This window comes from Streptomyces sp. 2A115, assembly GCF_052245575.1.
Classification (GTDB): Bacteria; Actinomycetota; Actinomycetes; order Streptomycetales; family Streptomycetaceae; genus Streptomyces.
On record NZ_JBQQCG010000007.1, the window covers coordinates 86,019 to 101,658 of the forward strand.

The following is a 15,640-nucleotide window of genomic DNA, read 5'->3' on the forward strand; positions in this document are numbered from 1 at the left end:
CCTCGGGAGAGCCTCATGAAGAGGGGGACACCGTTTCCGGTGTCCCCCTCGGGGCTGCTAGTCGCGGGCCGCGGTCAGATGCTCGGCGTGTTCCTGGAGTGAACGCACGCCCACATCACCGTGGTTGAGCGCGTCGATGCCCTGGACGGCGGCGGCGAGCGCCTGGACCGTCGTCAGGCAGGGCACGGAGCGGGCCACGGCGGCGGTGCGGATGTCGTAGCCGTCGAGGCGGCCTCCGGTGCCGTACGGCGTGTTGACGATGAGGTCGACCTCGCCCTCGTGGATGAGCTGGACGATGGTCTTCTCGCCGTTCGGGCCCTCGCCCTCGGACTGCTTGCGTACGACGGTGGCGTGTATGCCGTTGCGCTTGAGCACCTCGGCCGTGCCGGACGTGGCGAGCAACACGAAGCCGTGGGCGACCAGTTCACGCGCCGGGAAGATCATCGAGCGCTTGTCGCGGTTGGCGACGGAGATGAAGGCGCGCCCCTTGGTCGGCAGCGGACCGTACGCGCCCGCCTGCGACTTGGCGTACGCCGTGCCGAACACCGAGTCGATGCCCATGACTTCACCGGTGGATCGCATCTCCGGGCCGAGGATCGTGTCGACGCCGCGCCCGTAGATGTCGCGGAAGCGCGACCACGGCATGACCGCCTCCTTGACGGAGATCGGTGCGTCCAGCGGCAGTTCACCGCCGTCACCGACGGCCGGGAGCAGGCCCTCCGCGCGCAGTTCGGCGACGGTCGCGCCCAGCGAGATGCGGGCGGCGGCCTTCGCGAGCGGCACCGCGGTCGCCTTCGAGGTGAAGGGGACGGTGCGCGAGGCTCGCGGGTTGGCTTCGAGGACGTAGAGGATGTCGCCCGCCATCGCGAACTGGATGTTGATCAGTCCGCGCACGCCGACACCCTTGGCGATGGCTTCGGTCGACGCCCGCAGCCGCTTGATGTCGAATCCGCCGAGCGTGATCGGCGGCAGGGCGCACGCCGAGTCACCGGAGTGGATGCCGGCCTCCTCGATGTGCTCCATGACGCCGCCGAGGTACAGCTCCTGCCCGTCGTAGAGGGCATCGACATCGATCTCGATCGCGTCGTCGAGGAAGCGGTCGACGAGCACCGGGCGGGACGGGGAGATCTCCGTCGACTCGGCGATGTACGAGGACAGCCGCGTCTCGTCGTACACGATCTCCATGCCGCGCCCGCCCAGGACGTACGACGGCCGTACGAGGACGGGGTACCCGATCTCGTCGGCGATGGCCTTGGCCCCGGCGAACGTCGTGGCGGTGCCGTGCTTCGGCGCCGGCAGCCCGGCCTCCGCGAGCACCTGTCCGAAGGCGCCGCGGTCCTCGGCGGCGTGGATCGCCTCGGGCGGAGTGCCCACGATCGGCACGCCGTTGTCCTTCAGGGCCTGCGCCAGCCCCAGCGGTGTCTGTCCGCCGAGCTGCACGATCACGCCCGCGATCGGTCCGGCCAGGGTCTCCGCGTGGACGATCTCCAGTACGTCTTCGAGGGTGAGCGGCTCGAAGTACAGGCGGTCGGAGGTGTCGTAGTCCGTGGAGACGGTCTCCGGGTTGCAGTTGACCATCACGGTCTCGTAGCCGGCGTCGCTCAGCGCGAAGGAGGCGTGGACACAGGAGTAGTCGAACTCGATGCCCTGGCCGATGCGGTTCGGTCCCGAGCCCAGGATGATCACGGCGGGCTTGGTCCGGGGCGCGACCTCGCTCTCCTCGTCGTACGAGGAGTAGAAGTACGGCGTCTTGGCGGCGAACTCGGCCGCGCAGGTGTCGACCGTCTTGTAGACCGGCCGCACCCCCAGCGCGTGCCGGACCTCGCGGACGACGTCCTCGCGCAGCCCGCGGATCTCACCGATCTGGACGTCGGAGAAGCCGTGCCGCTTCGCCTCCGCGAGCAGCAGCGGGTCCAGCTTGTCGGCGGCGGCCAGTTCGTCCGCGATCTCCTTGATCAGGAACATCTGGTCCACGAACCAGGGGTCGATCTTCGTCGCCTCGAAGACCTCCTCCTGGGTCGCGCCCGCGCGGATGGCCTGCATCACGGTGTTGATCCGGCCGTCGGTCGGGCGGACGGCCTCGGCCAGCAGCTCGGCCTTGTCACCCGGCTCGCCCACGAACGTGAACTGCGAGCCCTTCTTCTCCAGCGACCGCAGCGCCTTCTGCAGCGCCTCGGTGAAGTTCCGGCCGATCGCCATGGCCTCGCCGACCGACTTCATGGTCGTGGTCAGCGTGGAGTCGGCGGACGGGAACTTCTCGAAGGCGAAACGCGGCGCCTTGACGACGACGTAGTCCAAAGTCGGTTCGAACGACGCCGGGGTCTTCTCGGTGATGTCGTTCGGGATCTCGTCGAGCGTGTAGCCGACGGCGAGCTTCGCCGCGATCTTGGCGATCGGGAAACCCGTCGCCTTCGATGCCAGCGCCGACGAACGCGACACCCGCGGGTTCATCTCGATGACGATGACCCGGCCGTCCTCGGGGTTCACCGCGAACTGGATATTGCAGCCGCCGGTGTCGACGCCGACCTCGCGGATGATCGCGATGCCGATGTCGCGCAGTCGCTGGTACTCGCGGTCCGTCAGCGTCATCGCGGGCGCCACGGTGATCGAGTCGCCGGTGTGGACGCCCATCGGGTCGAAGTTCTCGATGGAGCAGACGACCACGACGTTGTCGTGCTTGTCGCGCATCAGCTCGAGCTCGTACTCCTTCCAGCCGAGGATGGACTCCTCCAGGAGCACCTCGGTGGTCGGCGAGAGCGTGAGGCCCTGTCCGGCGATCCGGCGCAGCTCCTCCTCGTCGTGCGCGAAGCCGGAGCCGGCACCGCCCATGGTGAAGGAGGGCCGGACGACGACGGGGTAGCCGCCGAGCGTCTCGACGCCCTTGAGAACGTCGTCCATGGAGTGGCAGATGACCGACCGGGCGGACTCGCCGTGCCCGATCTTCGCGCGGACGGCCTCGACGACGTCCTTGAAGAGGTCGCGGTCCTCGCCCTTGTTGATCGCCTCGACGTTGGCGCCGATCAGCTCGACGCCGTACTTCTCCAGCACACCCTGCTCATGCATGGAGATGGCGGTGTTGAGGGCGGTCTGGCCGCCGAGCGTCGGCAGCAGGGTGTCCGGCCGCTCCTTGGCGATGATCTTCTCCACGAACTCCGGGGTGATCGGCTCGACGTACGTCGCGTCGGCGATCTCCGGGTCGGTCATGATCGTCGCCGGGTTGGAGTTGACCAGGATCACCCGCAGGCCCTCGGCCTTGAGGACGCGGCAGGCCTGGGTGCCGGAGTAGTCGAACTCGGCGGCCTGGCCGATGACGATCGGGCCGGAGCCGATGACCAGGACGGACTGGATATCGGTGCGCTTAGGCACGCTGGCCCTCCATCAGGGATACGAAGCGGTCGAACAGGTAGGCGGCGTCGTGCGGGCCCGCTGCCGCTTCGGGGTGGTACTGGACGCTGAAGGCCGGCTGGTCGAGCAGCTGGAGCCCCTCGACGACCTGGTCGTTCAGGCAGACGTGCGAGACCTCGGCACGCCCGTAGGCGGTGTCGGACACCTTGTCGAGCGGGGCGTCGACGGCGAAGCCGTGGTTGTGCGCGGTGACCTCGACCTTGCCGGTCGTACGGTCCTGCACGGGCTGGTTGATGCCCCGGTGGCCGTACTTCAGCTTGTACGTGCCGAAGCCGAGCGCGCGGCCCAGGATCTGGTTGCCGAAGCAGATGCCGAAGAGGGGCGTCTTGCGCTCCAGGACTTCCCGCATCAGGGAAACGGGATGTTCGGCCTTCTCCGGGTCGCCGGGGCCGTTCGAGAAGAACACGCCGTCGGGGGCGACCGCGAAGATCTCCTCGGCGGTCGCGGTCGCGGGCAGCACGTGCACCTCGATACCGCGCTCGGCCATGCGCTGCGGGGTCATGCCCTTGATGCCCAGGTCCACGGCGGCGACGGTGAACTTCTTCTCGCCGATCGCGGGGACGACGTACGCCTCCTCGGTGGCCACCTCCTCGTAGAGGCTGGCGCCCTTCATCTCGGGCGCCTGGCGGACCTCGGTGAGCATGGTGCCCTCGTCGGGCAGCGCGTTGCCGGAGAAGATGCCGACGCGCATGGCGCCGCGCTCGCGGAGGTGGCGGGTGAGGGCACGCGTGTCGATGCCGGAGATCCCGACGACGCCCTGCTTGGCGAGCTCCTCGTCCAGCGAGCGCCGGGAGCGCCAGTTGGAGGGCACGCGCGCGGGGTCGCGTACGACATATCCGGCGACCCAGATCCGCTTGGACTCGGGGTCCTCGTCGTTGACGCCGGTGTTGCCGACGTGCGGGGCGGTCATCACGACGACCTGGCGGTGGTAGGACGGGTCGGTGAGGGTCTCCTGGTAGCCGGTCATCCCGGTGGAGAACACGGCCTCGCCGAAAGTCACCCCCACGGCCCCGTAGGCACGGCCGCGGAACATCCGGCCGTCCTCGAGGACGAGTACGGCGGGAGTTTTCGAGGCTCCCCTGGTGGAGGTGGTCATCGTGCGCCTTCCGTCTTGTTGATCATGTGGTTCAGGGCCTCGACCCACTCGCTGTGCTCGGCCGCGTGGTCGGAGCGGAACCCGGAGTCGATCAGCTTGTCGCCGTGCTCCCAGGTGACGACCAGCAGACCGCCCTCGGTGAGGACCTTGCCCGCGATGCCCTTGTCGAGCCGCGCCTCGCGCAGCTGCGAGACGGGGACGAAGAAGTCGGCAGCTCCGGGGCGTACGACGTCCAGTCCCGCGTCCGTCAGCGTGAGCTCGGCCCGGCTGCGGGTGCCCAGGCCGTGCGCCACGATGCGGTCGAGCCACTGCCCGGCGGTGGTGGAGCCGTGGTAGCGCCCGCTCATCGTCAGTTTGGCCGGACCAGGCTCGGTCGGCGCGCTGGGCAGCTCGGGCAGGTCCCCCTGGAGGGTGCCGCGCCACTTCCAGCCCTCGCGCATCAGCCAGTAGACGAGCGCGATGAACAGGGCGAGGCCCACGAGCCAGCCGATACGGGCGGCCCAGTCGGTCACTTCCGCCGACTTCTGTTCGGCGGCGATGTACGTCAGATGCGGCAGAGATGTCACGCGAGCTTCCCGTCGACGAGCGTGGCCTTGCCCCGGAGCCACGTGTGCGTGACACGGCCCGGCAGCTCACGACCCTCGTACGGAGTGTTGCGGCTGCGTGACGCGAAGCCCGCGGGGTCCACGTCACCACGGTATGCCGTGTCGACCAGCGTGAGGTTGGCGGGCTCACCTGCCGAGACGGGACGGCCGTGGCCCTTGGCCCGGCCGATCTCGGCGGGCTTGAAGGACATGCGGTCGGCGACCGCGGCCCAGTTGAGCAGCCCGGTCTCGACCATCGTCTGCTGAACGACGGACAGCGCGGTCTCGAGCCCCACCATGCCCATGGCGGCCGCGGCCCACTCGCAGTCCTTGTCCTCGTGCGGGTGCGGGGCGTGGTCGGTGGCGACGATGTCGATCGTGCCGTCGGCGAGCGCCTCGCGCAGGGCCAGCACATCGCGCTCGGTACGCAGCGGCGGGTTCACCTTGTAGACCGGGTTGTACGTCCGCACCAGCTCGTCGGTGAGGAGCAGGTGGTGCGGGGTCACCTCGGCGGTGACGTCGATGCCGCGCGACTTGGCCCAGCGCACGATCTCGACGGAACCGGCGGTGGAGAGGTGGCAGATGTGGACGCGGGAGCCGACGTGCTCGGCGAGCAGCACATCCCGGGCGATGATCGATTCTTCGGCCACCGCCGGCCATCCCCCGAGCCCCAGCTCGGCGGAGACGACGCCCTCGTTCATCTGGGCGCCCTCGGTGAGCCGGGGCTCCTGCGCGTGCTGGGCGACGACACCGCCGAAGGCCTTCACGTATTCGAGCGCCCGGCGCATCATCACCGCGTCGTCCACGCACTTGCCGTCGTCGGAGAAGACCGTGACACCGGCCGCCGACTCGTGCATGGCGCCCAGCTCGGCGAGCTTCCTGCCCGCCAGGCCGACGGTGACGGCGCCGATGGGCTGCACGTCGCAGTAGCCGTGCTCCTGGCCGAGCCGGTAGACCTGCTCGACCACACCGGCGGTGTCGGCGACCGGGAAGGTGTTGGCCATGGCGAACACGGCGGTGTAGCCACCCCTGGCGGCGGCTCGCGTACCGGTCAGCACGGTCTCGGAGTCCTCACGACCGGGCTCACGCAGGTGGGTGTGCAGGTCCACGAGTCCCGGAAGCAGCACCTTGCCGTCGGCCTCGACGACCTCAGCGCCGTCGGCGCCGAGTCCGACACCGACCGCCGCGATCGTCCGGCCGTCGATCAGCACGTCCTGCGGCTCGCCGCCGAGCACCTTCGCACCACGGATCAGGGTCTTGCTCATGTTCTTACTTCTCCTCGGTACGGGTGTGGGTGACGGCGGGCTCGTTTCCGCCGAGCAGCAGGTAGAGGACGGCCATCCGGATCGAGACACCGTTGGCGACCTGCTCGATCGCCGTGCAGCGCGCGGAGTCGGCGACCTCGGCGGTGATCTCCATGCCGCGGACCATCGGGCCGGGGTGCATCACGATGGCGTGCTCGGGCATCTTCGCCATGCGGTCGCCGTCGAGCCCGTAGCGCCGCGAGTACTCGCGCTCGGTCGGGAAGAACGCCGCGTTCATCCGCTCGCGCTGGACGCGCAGCAGCATCACGGCATCGGACTTGGACAGCGTGCTGTCGAGGTCGTACGAGATCTCGCAGGGCCACGATCCGATGCCGACCGGCAGCAGGGTCGGCGGGGCCACGAGGGTGACCTCGGCACCGAGGGTGTGCAGCAGGTCGACGTTGGAGCGGGCGACCCGGCTGTGCAGGATGTCGCCGACGAGCGTGATGCGCTTGCCCGCCAGGTCGTGACCGAGGCCCGCGTCCCGGCCGACGAGCCTGCGCCGCATGGTGAACGCGTCGAGCAGGGCCTGCGTGGGGTGCTGGTGGGTGCCGTCACCGGCGTTGATGACGGCGGCGTCGATCCAGCCGGAGGTCGCGAGGCGGTACGGGGCTCCGGAGGCGCCGTGCCGGATGACGACGGCGTCGACGCCCATCGCCTCCAGGGTCTGGGCGGTGTCCTTCAGGGACTCGCCCTTGGAGACGCTGGATCCCTTGGCGGTGAAGTTGATGACGTCAGCGGAGAGGCGCTTCTCGGCGGCCTCGAAGGAGATCCGGGTGCGGGTCGAGTCCTCGAAGAAGAGGTTGACGACGGTGCGGCCGCGCAGGGTCGGCAGCTTCTTGATCGGCCGGTCGGCGACCCGGGCCATCTCCTCGGCGGTGTCGAGGATCAGGACGGCGTCGTCGCGGGTGAGGTCGGCGGCCGAGATGAGATGACGCTGCATCTGTCAGGCTCCGTAAGGCAGTTCAAGATCGGGAGGATTCGGGCGCGCGGACGCGCAGGGGCGCGCTGAGGGGGCCGTACGAGTGGGCGTACGCCTGAACCCTGCTACTGCTCGCCGGGCTGGGAGGTCCGCTTCGCACCGAGCAGCACGGTGTCGCGACCGTCCTCCTCGGCGAGCTGGACCTTGACCGTCTCCCGCAACGACGTGGGGAGGTTCTTGCCGACGTAGTCGGCGCGGATCGGGAGTTCGCGGTGGCCGCGGTCGACGAGGACCGCGAGCTGCACGGCGCGCGGGCGGCCGATGTCGTTCAGCGCGTCGAGCGCCGCGCGGATGGTGCGGCCGGAGAAGAGCACGTCGTCGACGAGGACGACCAGGCGGCCGTCGATGCCGTCACCTGGGATGTCGGTACGGGCCAGCGCACGCGGCGGGTGCATGCGCAGGTCGTCGCGGTACATGGTGATGTCGAGGGAGCCGACCGGGATCTTGCGGTCGGTGATCTCCTCGAGCTTGGCGCCGAGCCGCTGGGCGAGGAAGACGCCTCTGGTCGGGATGCCGAGGAGCACCACGTCGTCGGCGCCCTTGGCGCGCTCGACGATCTCGTGGGCGATGCGGGTCAGGACCCGCGCGATGTCGGGGGCTTCGAGAACGGCCCGCGCATCGGATTCGTACTGCTGCTTGTCCTGCTCTGAGTCCATAAAAAACGGACCTCCTTCTCCGCCTCACTGGACGGATCATTAAAGGACGTCGGAATTGCGCCATCCACGGTACCAGCCCGGCAACAGCCCTGATCACCACCCTGTCGTCACGTTTGCGTGACTCCCACGGAAGGGTCGGTCCGGACCATTCGGCTTGACGGGGCAGAGTCACGCTGCGTAACCTCACAGTGAGTCACCAGCCGCGCGGCGGAGCCGCATGATGACACAGTGTCCGGGGAGCTATATGTCCAGCGAATACGCCAAACAGCTCGGGGCCAAGCTCCGCGCCATCCGCACCCAGCAGGGCCTTTCCCTCCACGGCGTCGAGGAGAAGTCCCAGGGACGCTGGAAGGCGGTCGTGGTCGGCTCTTACGAGCGCGGCGACCGCGCCGTGACCGTGCAGCGCCTTGCCGAGCTGGCGGACTTCTACGGCGTGCCGGTGCAGGAGCTGCTGCCGGGCACCACGCCTGGCGGCGCCGCCGAGCCGCCGCCGAAGCTGGTCCTGGACCTGGAGCGGCTGGCCCACGTCCCGGCCGAGAAGGCGGGTCCTCTCCAGCGGTATGCGGCCACGATCCAGTCGCAGCGCGGCGACTACAACGGCAAGGTGCTGTCGATCCGCCAGGACGACCTTCGCACGCTCGCCGTCATCTACGACCAGTCGCCCTCGGTCCTCACCGAGCAGCTGATCAGCTGGGGCGTCCTGGACGCGGACGCGCGCCGCGCGGTCTCCCACGAAGACGCCTGACCCGTACCACCACTGAGAAGAAACGTGCCGCCGGGGCGGCCGGAAACCCTCAGAGGCCCCACACGTACGGGAACGCCGGAGGGCCCTCAGCAGTCTCGCTGGGGGCCCTCCGGCATTCGTGCACGCCCCGGTAGGGGCGCGGGGAACTGTGCGACCGGCCCAATACGGCCCGCACCTCACAGCGGACGGCACGGAGCACTTGAGCTGAAGGTCAGACCTCGTCGCGACGCAGCGACGACTTCAGCTCCTTGAAGCGGCCGAGCAACCCGTTCACAAAGGCGGGCGACTCATCCGTCGAGAACTCCTTGGCAAGCTGTACAGCCTCGTCGAGCACCACAGCGTCCGGAGTCTCATCGACCCAAAGCAGCTCGTACGCGCCGAGACGCAGGATGTTCCGGTCGACGACGGGCATCCTGTCGAGTGTCCAGCCGACGGAGTACTGCGCGATGAGCTCGTCGATGCGCTTCGCGTAGTTCGCGTAGCCCTCGACAAGCTGCATCGTGTACTCGCTCACCGGCGGCTGCCGGGTGTCGGTCCGGGAGTGCCGAATCCAGTCCCCCAGGACCGTCTGGACGTCCACGCCGCGCTGGTCGCCCTCGAAGAGGATCTGGAAGGCGCGCTTGCGGGCCGTGTTGCGGGCAGCCACGGTTAGCTGTTCACCCGGCCGAGGTAGTCGCTCGTGCGGGTGTCGACCTTGATCTTCTCACCGGTGGTGATGAAGAGCGGCACGTTGATCTGGTGGCCGGTCTCCAGGATGGCGGGCTTGGTGCCGCCGGTGGAGCGGTCGCCCTGGACGCCCGGCTCGGTCTCCTGGATGACGAGCTCGACGGCGGCCGGCAGCTCGACGAAGAGCACCTCGCCCTCGTGCTGCGCGACGGTGGCGGTGAAGCCCTCGATGAGGAAGTTGGCGGCGTCGCCGACGGCCTTGCGGTCCACGTGGAGCTGGTCGTACGTCTCCATGTCCATGAAGACGAAGTACTCGCCGTCCATGTACGAGAACTGCATGTCGCGCTTGTCGATCGTGGCCGTCTCGACCTTGACGCCGGCGTTGAACGTCTTGTCGACGACCTTGCCGGAGAGCACGTTCTTGAGCTTGGTGCGCACGAAGGCCGGGCCCTTGCCGGGCTTGACGTGCTGGAACTCGACGACGGACCAGAGCTGGCCGCCTTCGAGCTTGAGCACCAGGCCGTTCTTGAGGTCGTTCGTGGAAGCCACGGTTGCGGAATCTCCTGGACTGACGTGGACGACCACGGGGCAGGCGCGACAGCTCGAAGCTAGAGCGCGAGCAGCTCCTTGGTCGTGATGGTGAGTAGCTCGGGTCCGCCGTCCGCCTCAGGGCGTACGACGAGCGTGTCATCGATCCTGACACCGCCCCGGCCCGGAAGGTGGACCCCCGGTTCGACGGTGACCGGCACGCAAGCGTCCAGTTTACCCATGGCCGCGGGGGCCAACTGCGGGTCCTCGTCGATTTCGAGCCCTACACCGTGCCCGGTCAGCGGAGGAAGGCCATCCGTATACCCCGCGGAGTCGAGTACCTGACGGGCCGCGTGGTCCACGTCACGGTAGGCGGCGCCGGGTACGAGAGCCTCGCGTCCGGCGCGCTGGGATGCGAAGACGAGGTCGTACAGCTCGATCTGCCAGTCGGCGGGCGAGGTGCCGATGACGAACGTGCGGCCGATCTCACAGCGGTAGCCGCGGTAGACCGCGCCGAGGCAGACGGAGAGGAAATCGCCCTCCTCGACCCGGCGGTCGGTGGGTCGGTGGCCGCCGCGCCCGGAGTTCGGCCCCGTGCCGACCGAGGTCGCGAAGGCCGGGCCCTCGGCGCCGTGGTCGACGAGGCGGCGCTCCAGCTCCAGGGCGAGATGGCGTTCGGTGCGGCCGACGAGGATCGACTCCAGGAGCTCGCCCAGAGCCTGGTCGGCGATCTCCGCGCCGATGCGCAGACAGGAGATCTCCTCCTCGTCCTTGACCACGCGCAGCTGCTCGACGGCTCCGCCGAGGTCGCCGAGGCGCAGCCGGGGCACCACCGAGCCGATCGCGCGGTGCCGCGCCACGGTGAGGTGGTGCTCCTCGACGGCGAGGGACTCGGCGCCCTGGGCCGCCGCGAGGTCCGCGGCGGCGACGGCGGGGTCGCCGCCGGGGCTCGGCAGCGGGTGGACCCGGAGGGCTTCGTCCGGCCGGCCCTCGTCCAGTGGGGTATCAGGCGGACCGCCGCATACGAGCAGGTCCTCGGTCTTGCCCAGCAGGAGAACGGCGCCGAGCGGCGCCATACCCGCTAGATAGCGGACGTTGGCGGGACGGGAGACCAGCGCGGTCGCGTTGCCGCCCGCCGTGCAACGTTCCCGTAGCCGCTCCCGGCGGGCCGCGTACACCTCTGACATGACCCGAGCGTAAGAGCTCCGGGGGGTTGGCGCCGGTTGAGGGAGGCCGAGTGGGCGGGTGCCGTTCGGGGGATGTGGTGGGTTCGACGGTTGTTTGCCGGGTGCGGGTCTGTGGGGGCTTGTCGCGCCCGCGCGGCGGAGCCGCATATCGATACAGCCCCGCGCCCCTGCGTGCCCTGGGTGGGGTGGGTGGGCTCAGTCCCCTCGAACGTCCCCTACCACTGGGGCGGGCTCGCGATCGACCGTGCCAGTACGTCGTCCAGGACTCGCGCCGTGGTCGGCACGTCGAGCTGTGAGTTGTCGATGATGGGGAGCCCCGACCCGTACCAGCCGGCCATCCGGCCGTGGATGCGGGCGACTTCCTCGTCGGTGAGGCGGCGGTTTCCGGAGCGCTCGGCGTTGCGCTCCAGGACTATCTCCAGGCCGGGCAGGAGGACGACCGGCAGCAGCCCGGGGCCGATGTGCCGCTTCCAGCCGCCGAGGCCCACGACGGGCCGGTCGGGGAACACCGCGTCGTCGAGGATGCAGGAGATGTTGTTGGCCAGGAAGTTGCGGGCCGCGAAGCCGCAGGTGCGGCGGGCGAGACGATACTGCGCCTCCGAGTTGTCGTTCCACCCCGACTGCGGGTCGGCGAAGCCCGAGCGCACCCATTCACGTACGTCGTCGAGGCTGATGTGCGCCGTGGGCACCCGGCGGTGGCCCGCCCAGTACTTGGCGACGCTGGTCTTCCCGGCGCCGGCCGGGCCGATGAGCAGAACGGCGAGCGTCGTGGACGTGGGGTCGGGCGTGCCGGTCGCGGGCGGCGCGCTCGGCATGGGGACGGGGCCGCCCGGGGGCAGCTGCACATGACCCGTGGTGTCCGGTGTCGGCGGTACGGGAGCGTGGCGCGGCGGGCCCGGGTGATGCGACGCCGGCGCGTGGCTCGGCGGGTGCGGTGCGCCGGGCCCCGTCGGCACTCCGGCGAAGCCGGGCGGCGGACCCACGGGCGCGGGACCCGCGGGCAGACTCGCAGGCGCGGGGCCCGGGTGCGTGCCCGGGTGGTGCGGTCCCGGGTGTTGCGCGGCCGACGACCAGCCGACGGCCGGTCCGTGCCCCGGTTGGTGGGGCGGCGGCAGCGGAGACCCCACTGCGTCCTGCATCCGGTGCCACTCCGTCTCGTGTCCTTGACTCATTCGCCTCCGGGGCGCCTCAGTCGGTTTCGAGAGCCCGACGCGCCCCTTCAGCTCACTCGCCGCAGGCGATTGGCGCTGGCAGCGGGGTACCTGCCCCGCTCCCTACCGAACGGTACCGTCCCCGGCCGCCGTTTGGTGAACGGCCGGGAACGGTCCGAAGTGCCCATCCGCACAAGGCAAATCGGCCCAAGCGGTGCCCCGGGGAGCTATTCGCCCACTTCGCCGTAGGCCGCGAGGAGGACCGCCGGGTCGGGCCCCTCCAGGACGGTGGGCTTGGCCAGGCCGTCCAGGACGATGAAGCGCAGCAGGTTGCCGCGGGACTTCTTGTCGACCTTCATGGTCTCCAGCAACTTGGGCCACTGGTCGTAGCGGTAGCTCAGCGGCAGCCCGACGGACTCCAGGACCGTGCGGTGCCGGTCCGCGGTCTCGTCGTCCAACCGCCCTGCCAGTCGGCCCAGTTCGGCCGCGAAGTGCATACCCACCGCGACCGCCGCACCGTGCCGCCACTCGTAGCGCTCGTTCTTCTCGATGGCGTGCGCGAGCGTGTGCCCGTAGTTGAGGATCTCCCGCAGCCCGGCCTCCTTCAGGTCGGACGAGACGACCTCGGCCTTGACCTTGATGGAGCGCTCGATCAGCTCGGCGGTGTGCGGACCGGCCGGGGTACGGGCACCCTGCGGGTCGGCCTCGATGAGTTCGAGGATCACCGGGTCGGCGATGAAGCCGGCCTTGATGATCTCGGCGAGCCCGGACACGAAGTCGTTGACCGGCAGCGAGTCCAGCGCCGCCAGATCGCACAGCACACCGGCGGGCGGGTGGAAGGCGCCGACGAGGTTCTTGCCCTCGGCGGTGTTGATGCCGGTCTTGCCGCCGACCGCCGCGTCCACCATGGCCAGCACCGTGGTCGGGATGGCCACCCAGCGCACCCCGCGCAGCCAGCTCGCCGCGACGAACCCGGCCAGGTCGGTGGTCGAACCGCCACCCACGCCCACGATGACGTCGGTACGTGTGAAGCCGGACTGGCCCAGCGCCTTCCAGCAGTAGGCCGCGACCTCTGCGGTCTTGGCCTCCTCGGCGTTGGGCACCTGGATGGCGACGGCCTCGTAGCCCTGCCCGGCCAGGTCGGCCCGCAGCGCCTCACCGGTCTCGGCGAGCGCCTCGGGGTGGATCACCGCGACCCGCTTGGCCCGATCGCCGATCAACGCACCGAGCTCGCCCAGCAGTTGACGGCCCACCAGCACCTCGTACGGGTCGGTGCCCGCCGTGCCGCCGACGTGGATCCGAGTGAGGGCCTGCTCGCTCATGCGTGCTTCAACTCCAAGGCGTCGAGGACCGCCTGGGCGACCTCTTCGGGGCCACGGTCGTCGGTGGCGACGACCGCACGGGCGACTTCGGTGTACAGGTGGCGGCGGGCTTCCATCAGGTCGCGCCACTGCCGGCGCGGGTTGACGGCGAGCAGCGGCCGGGCGGCGTTCAGCCCGGTCCGCTTGACCGCCTCCTCGACGTCCATCGAGAGGTACACGACAGACTGCCCGGCCAGCAGTGCGCGGGTGTCCGCGTCGAGGATCGAGCCGCCGCCCAGCGCCAGTACGCCGTCGTGCTCGGCCAGCGCCTTGTGCACGGCCCGCTTCTCGATCGCGCGGAAGGCCGCCTCCCCCTCGTCGAGGAAGATGTCCGCGATGGTGCGGCCCTGCTCGGCCACGATGTCGTCGTCGGTGTCCCGGTAGGCACAGCCGAGCCGCTCCGCGACCAGCGCGCCCACCGTGGACTTGCCGACGCCCATCGGCCCGACCAGGATCACCCGCGGCGCACTCAGCGGACTCACCGCACGACCAGGTTCTCGAGGTACGACTCGACGTTGCGGCGCGTCTCCGGCACGCTGTCGCCGCCGAACTTCTCCGCGACCGCGTCCGCCAGCACCAGCGCCACCATGGCCTCGGCCACGATTCCTGCAGCCGGCACCGCGCACACGTCCGAGCGCTGGTGATGCGCCTTGGCGGCCTCACCGGTCGCCACGTCGATGGTCGCCAACGCGCGCGGCACGGTCGCGATCGGCTTCATCGCCGCCCGCACGCGCAGCAGCTCACCGGTCGTCAGGCCGCCCTCGGTACCGCCGGAACGCCCCGAGGTCCGCCGGATCCCGTCCTCGGTGTGCACGATCTCGTCGTGCGCCTTCGAGCCCGGCACCCGCGCCAGGTCGAAACCGTCACCGACCTCGACCCCCTTGATCGCCTGGATCCCCATCAGCGCGGCCGCCAGCCGGGCGTCCAGCCGCCGGTCCCAGTGCACATGCGAGCCGAGGCCCACCGGCACCCCGTACGCCAGCACCTCGACCACGCCACCGAGGGTGTCGCCGTCCTTGTGGGCCTGGTCGATCTCCGCGACCATCGCTTTCGACGCGTCCGCATCGAGGCAGCGCACCGGGTCGGCGTCGAGCTTCTCGACGTCCGACGGCTTGGGGTAGACACCGTACGGCGCCTTCGCGGCCGCCAGCTCCACGACGTGCGAGACGACCTCGATCCCGGCGGTCGCCTTCAGGTACGACCGGGCCACCGCACCCAGCGCCACCCGCGCCGCCGTCTCACGGGCACTCGCCCGCTCCAGGATCGGCCGGGCCTCGTCGAAGCCGTACTTCTGCATCCCCGCCAGGTCCGCGTGACCGGGCCGCGGCCTCGTCAGCGGCGCGTTGCGCGCCAGCTCACCCAGGATCTGCGGGTCGACGGGGTCGGCCGCCATGACCTGCTCCCACTTGGGCCACTCGGTGTTGCCCACCATGACCGCGACTGGCGAACCGAGGGTCAGCCCGTGACGTACGCCGCCCAGGAAGGTGACCTCGTCCCGCTCGAACTTCATCCGGGCACCGCGCCCATACCCGAGCCGCCGCCGGGCCAGGTGGTCCGCCACCATCTCCGTGGTGATCGGCACGCCGGCGGGAAGGCCCTCCAGCGTCGCGACAAGTGCGGGACCGTGGGACTCCCCCGCGGTCAGCCAACGCAACCTGCTCAACGGTGCTCCTCATGCTCGCGCCCTGGTACTGCGTACTGCCTTTGCGTACGCGCGTCCTCGCGTACGGCGACGGCGCGACCGGGTGCGCGGCCCTGGCCCGCCACTTCCGATCCTCCCACGTCCGCGCCCCCGACCCGGCCGCCGGTCCATCAGGCGGACGCGACCTCGTCAGGTCGTGGCGTCGTCCTGGCGAGGCCGGGTGCGTACGAGCCCAGACAGTCGGCGCCGCGTCCTTGCGCGTACGGCACGTCGGGGATGGGCTTGATTGGGCCGAGAGCTAGTCGGCGGGCGCTCTCGCGTCGGCGCCGCGGA

General features: G+C 70.2%; 14 protein-coding genes. 1 reads left to right on the forward strand and 13 read right to left on the reverse strand.

What is annotated here, in order from left to right; translation table 11 throughout:
- Positions 1 to 57: 57 nt before the first annotated feature.
- The 6 genes from carB to pyrR form a co-directional block, all read right to left on the reverse strand.
- On the reverse strand, positions 58 to 3,366 hold the full coding sequence (gene carB, locus ACTWQR_RS08895) for a carbamoyl-phosphate synthase large subunit (protein ID WP_443226386.1): 3,309 nt from the start codon (positions 3,364 to 3,366) through the stop codon (positions 58 to 60).
- Complete coding sequence (gene carA / locus ACTWQR_RS08900) at positions 3,359 to 4,501, reverse strand: glutamine-hydrolyzing carbamoyl-phosphate synthase small subunit (protein ID WP_443226387.1); 1,143 nt, start codon at positions 4,499 to 4,501, stop codon at positions 3,359 to 3,361. Before carA ends, carB begins: the two co-directional genes overlap by 8 nt.
- Positions 4,498 to 5,067: a PH-like domain-containing protein gene (locus ACTWQR_RS08905; RefSeq protein WP_443226388.1), complete on the reverse strand. Its 570-nt coding sequence runs from the start codon at positions 5,065 to 5,067 to the stop codon at positions 4,498 to 4,500. Before ACTWQR_RS08905 ends, carA begins: the two co-directional genes overlap by 4 nt.
- Complete coding sequence (locus tag ACTWQR_RS08910; protein ID WP_443226389.1) at positions 5,064 to 6,350, reverse strand: dihydroorotase; 1,287 nt, start codon at positions 6,348 to 6,350, stop codon at positions 5,064 to 5,066. The genes ACTWQR_RS08905 and ACTWQR_RS08910 overlap by 4 nt, the downstream gene beginning before the upstream one ends.
- Before the next feature lie 4 nt (positions 6,351 to 6,354).
- The gene (locus ACTWQR_RS08915; RefSeq protein WP_443226390.1) at positions 6,355 to 7,332 is read right to left on the reverse strand and encodes an aspartate carbamoyltransferase catalytic subunit; all 978 of its coding nucleotides are present in this window, start codon (positions 7,330 to 7,332) and stop codon (positions 6,355 to 6,357) included.
- 104 nt (positions 7,333 to 7,436) lie between these two features.
- Positions 7,437 to 8,027 (reverse strand): bifunctional pyr operon transcriptional regulator/uracil phosphoribosyltransferase PyrR, encoded by a 591-nt coding sequence (pyrR, locus tag ACTWQR_RS08920; RefSeq protein ID WP_443226391.1) that lies wholly within the window; start codon positions 8,025 to 8,027, stop codon positions 7,437 to 7,439.
- Positions 8,028 to 8,271: 244 nt separating this feature from the next.
- On the opposite strand from pyrR, the gene bldD reads away from it, so the two are divergent.
- Positions 8,272 to 8,772: a transcriptional regulator BldD gene (bldD, locus tag ACTWQR_RS08925; RefSeq protein ID WP_027751102.1), complete on the forward strand. Its 501-nt coding sequence runs from the start codon at positions 8,272 to 8,274 to the stop codon at positions 8,770 to 8,772.
- A gap of 211 nt (positions 8,773 to 8,983) precedes the next feature.
- On the opposite strand, the gene nusB is transcribed toward bldD, so the two are convergent.
- From nusB to aroC, 7 genes are all read right to left on the reverse strand, one after another.
- Complete coding sequence (nusB, locus tag ACTWQR_RS08930; RefSeq protein WP_443226392.1) at positions 8,984 to 9,418, reverse strand: transcription antitermination factor NusB; 435 nt, start codon at positions 9,416 to 9,418, stop codon at positions 8,984 to 8,986.
- Positions 9,419 to 9,420: 2 nt separating this feature from the next.
- On the reverse strand, positions 9,421 to 9,987 hold the full coding sequence (efp, locus tag ACTWQR_RS08935) for an elongation factor P (RefSeq protein ID WP_443226393.1): 567 nt from the start codon (positions 9,985 to 9,987) through the stop codon (positions 9,421 to 9,423).
- A 59-nt stretch (positions 9,988 to 10,046) separates the two neighbouring features.
- The gene (locus ACTWQR_RS08940) at positions 10,047 to 11,153 is read right to left on the reverse strand and encodes a M24 family metallopeptidase (protein WP_443226394.1); all 1,107 of its coding nucleotides are present in this window, start codon (positions 11,151 to 11,153) and stop codon (positions 10,047 to 10,049) included.
- A gap of 215 nt (positions 11,154 to 11,368) precedes the next feature.
- Positions 11,369 to 12,292 carry a Pro-rich N-terminal domain-containing protein gene (locus ACTWQR_RS08945; protein ID WP_443226395.1) on the reverse strand — a complete coding sequence of 308 codons (924 nt, stop codon included), beginning with the start codon at positions 12,290 to 12,292 and terminating at the stop codon, positions 11,369 to 11,371.
- A 239-nt stretch (positions 12,293 to 12,531) separates the two neighbouring features.
- A complete protein-coding gene (aroB, locus tag ACTWQR_RS08950) occupies positions 12,532 to 13,626 on the reverse strand; it encodes a 3-dehydroquinate synthase (protein WP_443226396.1) in 1,095 nt (364 codons plus the stop codon).
- On the reverse strand, positions 13,623 to 14,138 hold the full coding sequence (locus ACTWQR_RS08955; protein WP_443226507.1) for a shikimate kinase: 516 nt from the start codon (positions 14,136 to 14,138) through the stop codon (positions 13,623 to 13,625). Before ACTWQR_RS08955 ends, aroB begins: the two co-directional genes overlap by 4 nt.
- Before the next feature lie 5 nt (positions 14,139 to 14,143).
- On the reverse strand, positions 14,144 to 15,328 hold the full coding sequence (gene aroC, locus ACTWQR_RS08960) for a chorismate synthase (RefSeq protein ID WP_443226397.1): 1,185 nt from the start codon (positions 15,326 to 15,328) through the stop codon (positions 14,144 to 14,146).
- Positions 15,329 to 15,640: the final 312 nt, after the last annotated feature.